The sequence below is a fragment of the Corallococcus sp. CA041A genome (genome assembly GCF_003612075.1).
Lineage (GTDB): Bacteria > Myxococcota > Myxococcia > Myxococcales > Myxococcaceae > Corallococcus > Corallococcus exiguus.
Genome location: NZ_RAWF01000134.1, coordinates 19,030 through 27,028, shown reverse-complemented (window position 1 = coordinate 27,028; position 7,999 = coordinate 19,030). Strand labels below are relative to the sequence as shown.

Sequence of the window (7,999 nt, the reverse complement as noted above, 5' to 3'; positions counted from 1 at the left end):
ACGGGGTGCTGGGGGTGGGCTTCAAGACGAAGCACAACAGCCTCGACGCGGACGTGGTGGCCACGCTGGGCCGCGCGGTGGAGCGTGCGGCGAGCTGACGGCGCACGACGCGGTGATTGGCGCGCGGCTCGCGGCCATCCTGTGCGGCGGGCCGGGGGGCGCGGGGCATGAGGTGACGGAGGAGGAGGTCCTCGCGCTCGAGCAGGAGGCCTTCGTCAGCCTTTGCGGCGAGCCCCGGAGCCTGGAGCGGATGCAATCGCTGTTGATGAACAGACGCGTGCTGCGCAACTGAGCCGTCCGGTCCGGATGGCAGGCTTTGAACGAACCCCGCGGTCTTTCAGTCAAGGAGTGTCACCATGCGCAGCCGTCTGCCCCCTGGTCCCCGCTTGCCTCCCCTCCAGATGGTGCGGTTCACGAAGGACGCCACCGGCTTCTTCGCGGACTGTGCGAAGCGCTACGGAGACCCTTTCACCATGACGCTGCCTTTGGGCACGGTCGTGGTCACCGGCTCCCCGCAGGTCACCCAGCAGATCTTCGCCGCGGATCCAAACATCTTCGAGCCCATGGCGAAGGTGCCCATGGAGCCATTGATTGGTGAGAACTCGCTGCTATTGATTGGAGGCGAGCGGCACAAGCGCGAGCGCCGGCTCATCATGCCTGCCTTTCACGGGGAGCGGATGCGGGCCTACGGGGCGCTGATGCAGGAGGCCGCGCTCCGGCAGCTGGAGGGCGTGAAGCCCGGCGGCACGCTCACGGCCCAGCGGCTCACCCAGGCCATCTCCATGGAGGTCATCATCCGCGCCGTCTTCGGCGTGGAGGGCGCGGCGCGCGTGGAGCGCTTCCGCCACGTGCTGGAGGCCTACCTGGAGAACTACACGCCCTCGCTGGCGATGATGCCGGCGCTGCGGCGCCAGTTCGGCGGCATGGGGCCGTGGGCGCGCTTCCAGAAGGAGGCGACCCAGCTGGACGTGCTGTTGACGGAGGAGATCGCCGCCCGGCGCGCGAGCGGAGAGAAGCGCGAGGACGTGCTCAGCATGCTGCTGGCCGCGAAGGACGAGAACGGCGAGCCGATGACGGACGTGGAGGTGAAGGACGAGCTGCGCACGATGCTCGTCGCCGGCCATGAGACGACCGCGGTCAGCATGACCTGGGGCATGTACTTCCTGCACCGGGCGCCCGAGGCGCTGGAGAAGCTGCACCAGGAGCTGGCGGCATTTCCGACGGCGCCGGATCCGGAGGCCCTCTCCAAGCTGCCGTACCTGTCCGCCGTCTGTGACGAGGCGCTGCGCCTCAACCCCGTGTTCTATCTGGTGTCGCGCAAGCTGCGGGAGCCGTTCACGCTCGCTGGCTACGAGCTGCCCGCGGGGACGGGGCTGATGGTGGCCATCACGCTGACGCACTCGCGGCCGGAGACCTTCCCGGAGCCGGAGCGCTTCCTGCCGGAGCGCTTCCTGGGGCGCCGCTACTCTCCGTTTGAGTACGTACCGTTCGGAGGAGGGGCCCGCCGGTGCATCGGCGCGGCGTTCGCGCTGTACGAGATGAAGGTGACGCTGGGGACGCTGCTGTGGGCCCACCGCTTCGAGCTGGCGAAGGACACGGAGGTCCGGGCGGTCCGCCGCAACGTGACGGCGGTGCCCCACGAGGACATCCCCCTGCGCTCCCTGGGGCCGGCGGTGCATGCGGCGGCGGCCCCCGCGGCGGTGGTGGCCCGCTGACGAAGCAGGCAGCCAGGGGCGGTGAGCGAGGCCCGGCACCGCCCCCAAGTTGCTGGTGACCCCCGGAGTCCCACCGGCGAGAATGCCGGCGCGGTTCACTTCCAGAGGGCACTGCCATGCGCGTCATCAACTTCAACCCCGGCCCGGCCGGTCTCCCCACGGCGGCGCTGGAGCGGGCGCGGGACGAACTGCTCGACTTCCAGGGCACGGGGATGTCGATCATCGAGCACAGCCACCGGGGCAAGGCGTTCGAGGCCGTCCACAACGAGACCCTCGCCCTCGTGAAGGAGCTGCTGGCCGTTCCGGACACCCACGAGATCCTCTTCCTCCAGGGCGGCGCCTCGCAGCAGTTCGCGCAGGTGCCCATGAACTTCCTGCCCCAGGGCGGCTCCGCGGACTACGTGGTGACGGGAGGCTGGAGCGAGAAGGCGGTGGACGAGACTCGCTACTACGGCACGCCGCGCATCGCCGCGAACACGGTGGACAAGGACAAGCGCTTCACGCGCGTCCCCACCCAGGCCGAGCTCCAGTTGGATCCGAAGGCCGCCTACGTCCACATGACGAGCAACAACACGCTCTTCGGGACGCAATGGCACACCTTCCCGGAAGTGGGGCAGGTGCCGCTGGTGGCGGACATGAGCTCCGACATCCTGTGGAAGCCCATCGACGTGAGCCGCTTCGCGCTCATCTACGCCGGAGCCCAGAAGAACATCGGGCCGTCAGGCATCGTCCTGGTGCTGGTGGAGAAGTCCTTCATGGCGAAGGGCCGCAAGGACATCCCGAGGATCTTCCGCTACACGACGTACGCGGAGAACAACTCGCTCTACAACACGCCCCCCACCTTCTCCATCTACCTCTGCCGCAACGTGCTCTCGTGGATCAAGGGCGTGGGCGGCCTGAAGCAGGTGGAGGCCTGGAACCGTGAGAAGGGCGACCTGCTATACACGGCCATCGACCGCAACGCGGGCTTCTACCGGGCCCCGGTGGAGAAGGCGTCGCGCTCGTACATGAACGTCGTGTTCCGCCTGCCGGACGAAAAGCTGGAAGAGGCCTTCGTGGCCGAAGGCGCCAAGGCCGGCATGGTGGGCATGAAGGGCCACCGCATCACGGGCGGCATCCGCGTGTCTTTGTACAACGCGGTGACCGTGGACCACGTGAAGACGCTCGTCTCATTCATGGACGACTTCGCGAAGCGCAACGGGTAGTTCGCTCGCCGGCCCACGTGTCTCAATTCGAGACACGCTCCGGTGAGGTTGCTCCCTGTGGCTGTGTTTGCTTGTATCGCCCAATGACTCCCACAGGGGCGAAGCGACTCTTCCGGGCCGTGCTTCCCGACGGCATCTATCAGTGGCTGGCCCATCACAAGCGCCAGGTCTCCATGGGGCGGGTGCGGTGGGGCAGCCTGGGGCGTCAGACGCCCATCGGCGCGCACTGGGGACACGACCGCGGCCAGCCCATTGATCGCTATTACATCGAGCACTTCCTGGCGCGGCACGCGGCCGACGTCCAGGGCCGAACGCTGGAGGTCGGGGACGCGCGCTACACGCGGCGGTTCGGCGCCAGCCGTGTCACCCGCTCCGACATCCTCCACGCGCTTCCTGGGAACCCGGAAGCCACCTTCGTGGGAGACATCGCCCACGCGGTCGACATTCCCTCGGATGCGTTCGACTGCGTCCTCTTCACCCAGGTGCTGCAGTACGTCTTCGATGTCCAGGCCGCCGTGCGACAGCTGCACCGCATCCTCCAGCCTGGCGGCGTGGCGCTGCTGACCGTGCCCGGCATCATCAAGGTGGACTGGGGCGCGATGGAGCAGTGGCCGGACTGCTGGCGGTTCACCTCCCGCTCCGTCCACCACCTCTTTGAGCCGTCCTTCGGCCCCGGCAACGTGCGGGTGGAGTCCTTCGGGAACGTCCGCGCCGCGGTCGCGACCCTGCACGGCCTGGCTCGGGAGGACCTGCGAACCGCCGACCTCGACGTGCATGACCCCCACTACGAAGTCGTCATCGGCGTCCGCGCCGTGAAGTCCCGGGGCTGAGCCACCGCGTCGGCCCACGCGCTACGGCATACGGGCTGCAATGGTCAGGGGTGCATGGCCCCTGAGAGATCGCTCCTGAGGATGAGCGTCGACGTGCTCGCGTCGTGCGCTCGGCACGTGGTGCAGATCGTGACGGGGCTGGCGACGGTCGCGCTGGTGGTGCGCCTGCTCGGTCCGGAGAGCCTCGGCGCCTGGGGCGTCCTTGGCACGACGGGCTTCCTCCTCGGGTTGTCGGACCTGGGCCTCAGCATCGCCGTCCAACGCACGGCGGCCAGAACGGACGATGCCGCCACGCGCCAGCTCATCCGCCTCACGCTGCTGGTGGTGACGCTCGTCTGTCCCTGTCTCTGCGTCTGTGCGTACGTGTTCTTCCTCCACCTCCCGTCCGCGTCCGAAGCGCTGCGGGCGGACGTGGCCCGCGCCGCGCTTCCGGTCCTCGCGGCGGGACTCGCGGGCTCGCTGGCGGCACCGTTGCGTGCGTTCCTGCTGATGCGGGGCGCCAACACCTCGCTCGCCTGGGCGCGCGCCATCGGAGCCGCGAGCCAGATTGCGTTGACGGCGGCGGTGCTCGGCACCACGCGCTCGTTGCTGGGGCCGGCGCTGGGGCTGTTCGCGGGAGCCACGCTGGAGCTCCTGCTCCTAGCGGCGGTGTCCAGGCGCATCGACCCGCACCTCTCGCTGCGTCCTGGATGGCCGGCGGATCCGTCCCAGGTGCGCAGCGCGTTCCGGCAGGGCGCCGCGGCCCTGGCCATGAACGTGGGCATCGCGGCGGCGGTCCGCGCGGATGTCCTCATCCTGACCCGCTCCGCGTCCCTGAGTTCGGTGGGCGCGTATCAGGTGGCCTCCCGCGCCGTGGAGCAGATCCTCGCCTTCGCGAAGCAAGCGGGCGGATGGCTCATCCATCGCCTCGGAGATGCCCGGCACCGCGCCAGCGCGCTTCGCCTTGGCACGGCCCTTCTGGGCGGCCTCGCCTCCAGCGGTGTCATCGCGCTGGCCCTGGATGGCACCGCCCTGCTGGAGGCCTGGGTGGGCGCGCTCGCGCACGACTCCGTCACCATGCTCGCGGTCGTCCTCCTGGGCACCGCGGCGGTCATCGCGGCCGCCGAGGAGAGCGCGTCCTCGGCCCTGGCCGTGAGCGGTGAGACGCCGTGGCACCTGACCCACCCGGTGCTCATCGGCCACGCGCTGAACGTCGCCGTCTCCATGGCCGGGGTGCGGTACGCCGGTGCGTGGGCCGTCGCCGGAGGCACCGTCCTCGGAAACGGGGTCATCGCCGTGCTCGTCTGGCGCAAGGTCCGCGCCCTGGTCCAGTGGACCGTCCGGGAGGTGCTCTGGGCACTGGCCCCGGTCGGAGCCGCGGGCCTCGTGTCGCTCGTCGTGGGCTGGGGGCTCGCGCCGTTCGCCTCGCGGGGTCCGCTGGGGAGCGCCTGCGTCTGCGCACTCGTCACGCTGCTGGGGACCGGGATGGCACTGCTCGTCTGGTGGCGGCGGGATGCACGCCTCGCGGCGGCGGCATCCACTCCGGTGGGCGGCGCCGTGCCGACGTACGCGCCCTGAGGACTACCGCAGCTTCTGCCAGAGGATGCGGAGCAGGAAGAGCGGATTGCCCAGCAGGTAGCGGACGGCCATCCGGCGGGGCTCCTGGAGCAGGCGATACATCCACTCCAAGCCCAGCTCACGCCAGGCGATGGGCGCGCGTTGGATCCGGCCCGAGTAGAAGTCGAACAGCCCTCCCACCGTGAGGATGACGGCCTGCGCGGCCCCGGAGAGGTACTCGCGCGCCCACAGCTCCTGCCGGGGGCTGCCCATGCCCACCAGCACCAGGCAGGGGCCCAGCCGCGAGATGGACTCCGCCAGCGCGCGGGAGCCAGCGGCGGTGAGGAAGCCGTGCGAGACGATGGGGAGCTCCAGGCCCGGGTGGGCCCTTCGCAGGTTCTCCGCGCAGGCCTCCGCCACGCCGGGGGCCGCCCCCACGAGCACCACGGGCCAGCCTCGCGCGGGCGCGTGCTTGCAGAGCAGCGGCAACAGGTCCGTGCCGTTGAGGTTGTGGCGCATGGCCACGCCGAGCAGCGCCGCGCCCACCCGGATGCCAATGCCATCCGGAAGCACCATGTCCGCTTCCGCCAGCGCCTGCGCGAGCGCCACGTCGCGTGCCGCCAGGTTCAAGGCGTGCGGGTGCACGATGGACACCAGCTTCGCGCGGCCACCTTGTCCTTGCGTGAAGAGCTGCTCCACCGCCTGTTCGAGCGTGAGGTTGTCCACGCGGGCGGAGACGATGAACGGGCGCACTTCGGGCTGGGCGCTCTCGGGCGGTGCCAACGCGCGAGCCACCGACGTGCGCAACATCACTCCGAAGTCCGTCGCGGGGGTGCGGCCCTGGAGATAGCGCGCCTCCTCGGCGGCAAGGTCTCCATAAGGCAGCCCGAGCAGCCAGCGCGCCTCCACCGGCGACAGGTAGCCGCGCGGCAGCACCTCGTTGAAGCGCGCGCCCACCAGCGGAGCGCGCCCGCGCAGGACGTCTCGCAGCGAGGCTCGGGGAAGGGGTGCCTTCATCGAACGCCTCCCACGGCGCGGCACAGGGCCAGCAGGTCGTCGCCCGTGCGGTCCCAGCTGCGCTGGCGGGCGTGCCCTGGCCCTTCGCGCCGCACCCGCGCGGCCAGTGGCTCGTCCCGCACCACCCGCGTCAGCGCCGCCGCCATGTCCCGCTCGTCGAGCGGATCGCACAACACCCCCAGCTCGCCCACCACCTCCGGAAGCGCTCCCGCCCGAGCCGCCAGCACGGGCTTGCCCGCCGCGATGGCCTCCAGCGCTGGCAGGCCGAAGCCCTCGCACAGCCCCACCGCGATGAGCGCCTCCGCGCCCGCGACCAGGCCCGGGATGAGGCCGTCCTCCAGGTAGCCCAGGATCCTCACGCGCTCCTGGAGCCCCAGCCGCTGGAGCTCCGCCCGGATGAGCTGCTCGGCGCCCCAATCCGCGCCGGCCAGCACCAGCTGATGGTCCTGACTCACCGGGGACGCGGCGAACGCCCGCAGCAGCCGCAGGTGGTTCTTCCCCGGGTGCTCCAGGCGCGACAGGTACAGCAGATACGGCGCCTTCAGGCCCAGCCGCTCACGGGCCCACGCGGCACCAGCGCCGTCTCCAAGCGCGAAGCGGTCCGCGTCCACGCCGTTGGGGATGACGTGGATCCGCTCGGGCGCGCAGGAGAGGAAGCTCACCATGTCCCCGCGCGTGGCCTGGCTGACGGCGGCCAGCGCCTCGAAGGACCTCAGCGCCTTGGGCAGAAGCCATCTCACGTAGGTGGTGCGCAGCCGGTCGTACTTGTCCGGCACGTTGAACTGGGCCAGGTCGTGCACCACGCCCACCGTGGGCAGGCCGGGCCGCAGCGCGACGCGGCGGTTGGCGGCGGGCAGCAGCAGCACGTCCGCCCCGGCCCCGCGCGCATGCGCTCCGCAGCGGGCGAGGTACCACGATGCACCCAGCGCGGGCGTGTCGACGGCTGCCGGTGCCACGGCTCGCTCCGCGCCCACGAGCTCCGGGTCATACGCGGCGAAGTCCCGCGCCGTACCGAGCGCCACCAGCCGGCCCCCGGTTCGCGCAAGCCCTCGTGTCAGCCGGGGCAGCATCGCGCGCACGTACGTGCCAATGCCCGAGCGCCCCCAGTCCGTTCCCCCCAACGCGACGGCCAGCCTCACGGAGCCGCCTCCCCGGGACGGGACGCCCGCACCACGCGCGCCGGCACGCCCACCGCGACGGACGCAGGGGGAATGGCGCCGCGCACCACGCTGGCCGCGCCCACCAGGCTCCCGTCGCCCACGGACGCGCCCGCCAGCACCGTCGTGCCGTTGGCCAGCACCACGCCCCGGCCAATGCGCGTGCCCGCGCCCCGCTGGACGGTGACGCCGTGGAGCAGGGTGCACTCCGGGCCAATCTCCACCCCATCGCCAATGACGATGTTGAAGGGGTGCGGCAGCCTCAAGCCGGGGCCGATATCATCCGTCCACACATCGATGTGGAAGCCCACGCGCAACAGCGTGGACAGGCCCAGTGACGTGCCCAGTCCGCGCCGGAGCACCGCTCCCCACCGCAGCAGGCCCACCGCCCATAGGGACGGATCCGCCAGGGCCGCGGCTCTGGGAAAGCGCGCCCCCCGGTCCCTGACCGCATCCACCACCCGGGCCCTGTCCGAACGCAGGGCGCGCAACGGCTCCATGCAGGCATGGATTGACTTCGCTGACGCACGCATGGGCGG

The 7,999-nt window shown here is 71.0% G+C and carries 8 protein-coding genes; 5 read left to right on the top strand and 3 right to left on the bottom strand.

Going from position 1 to position 7,999, the window contains the following annotated elements; translation table 11 throughout:
* Positions 1-112 precede the first annotated feature (112 nt).
* The 5 genes from D7V77_RS23440 (at position 113) to D7V77_RS23420 (ending at position 5,307) form a co-directional block, all read left to right on the top strand.
* On the top strand, positions 113-292 hold the full coding sequence (locus D7V77_RS23440) for a hypothetical protein (protein WP_120578520.1): 180 nt from the start codon (positions 113-115) through the stop codon (positions 290-292).
* Positions 293-356: 64 nt separating this feature from the next.
* Complete coding sequence (locus D7V77_RS23435) at positions 357-1,715, top strand: cytochrome P450 (protein WP_120578519.1); 1,359 nt, start codon at positions 357-359, stop codon at positions 1,713-1,715.
* A 116-nt stretch (positions 1,716-1,831) separates the two neighbouring features.
* A complete protein-coding gene (gene serC, locus D7V77_RS23430; protein ID WP_120578518.1) occupies positions 1,832-2,920 on the top strand; it encodes a 3-phosphoserine/phosphohydroxythreonine transaminase in 1,089 nt (362 codons plus the stop codon).
* Positions 2,921-3,039: 119 nt separating this feature from the next.
* Positions 3,040-3,750 carry a bifunctional 2-polyprenyl-6-hydroxyphenol methylase/3-demethylubiquinol 3-O-methyltransferase UbiG gene (locus tag D7V77_RS23425; RefSeq protein ID WP_199733826.1) on the top strand — a complete coding sequence of 237 codons (711 nt, stop codon included), beginning with the start codon at positions 3,040-3,042 and terminating at the stop codon, positions 3,748-3,750.
* Positions 3,751-3,831: 81 nt separating this feature from the next.
* Positions 3,832-5,307 carry a lipopolysaccharide biosynthesis protein gene (locus D7V77_RS23420; RefSeq protein WP_158624475.1) on the top strand — a complete coding sequence of 492 codons (1,476 nt, stop codon included), beginning with the start codon at positions 3,832-3,834 and terminating at the stop codon, positions 5,305-5,307.
* 3 nt (positions 5,308-5,310) lie between these two features.
* Here the strand turns inward: D7V77_RS23420 and D7V77_RS23415 are convergent, their stop codons facing one another.
* The 3 genes from D7V77_RS23415 to D7V77_RS23405 are packed head-to-tail and all read right to left on the bottom strand — an operon-like array spanning position 5,311 to position 7,960.
* Positions 5,311-6,303 (bottom strand): WecB/TagA/CpsF family glycosyltransferase, encoded by a 993-nt coding sequence (locus D7V77_RS23415; RefSeq protein WP_120578516.1) that lies wholly within the window; start codon positions 6,301-6,303, stop codon positions 5,311-5,313.
* Positions 6,300-7,442: a glycosyltransferase family 1 protein gene (locus tag D7V77_RS23410; protein ID WP_120578515.1), complete on the bottom strand. Its 1,143-nt coding sequence runs from the start codon at positions 7,440-7,442 to the stop codon at positions 6,300-6,302. Before D7V77_RS23410 ends, D7V77_RS23415 begins: the two co-directional genes overlap by 4 nt.
* Positions 7,439-7,960 carry a serine O-acetyltransferase gene (locus D7V77_RS23405; protein WP_147452137.1) on the bottom strand — a complete coding sequence of 174 codons (522 nt, stop codon included), beginning with the start codon at positions 7,958-7,960 and terminating at the stop codon, positions 7,439-7,441. The genes D7V77_RS23410 and D7V77_RS23405 overlap by 4 nt, the downstream gene beginning before the upstream one ends.
* Positions 7,961-7,999: the final 39 nt, after the last annotated feature.

What these genes read in the sequence shown, in the direction of transcription:
- D7V77_RS23415 (WP_120578516.1), bottom strand. Translation starts at nt 6,303, where the DNA reads ATGAAGGCACCCCTTCCCCGAGCCTCGCTGCGAGACGTCCTGCGCGGG.
- D7V77_RS23420 (WP_158624475.1), top strand. Translation starts at nt 3,832, where the DNA reads ATGAGCGTCGACGTGCTCGCGTCGTGCGCTCGGCACGTGGTGCAGATC.
- D7V77_RS23435 (WP_120578519.1), top strand. Translation starts at nt 357, where the DNA reads ATGCGCAGCCGTCTGCCCCCTGGTCCCCGCTTGCCTCCCCTCCAGATG.
- serC (WP_120578518.1), top strand. Translation starts at nt 1,832, where the DNA reads ATGCGCGTCATCAACTTCAACCCCGGCCCGGCCGGTCTCCCCACGGCG.
- D7V77_RS23405 (WP_147452137.1), bottom strand. Translation starts at nt 7,960, where the DNA reads ATGGAGCCGTTGCGCGCCCTGCGTTCGGACAGGGCCCGGGTGGTGGAT.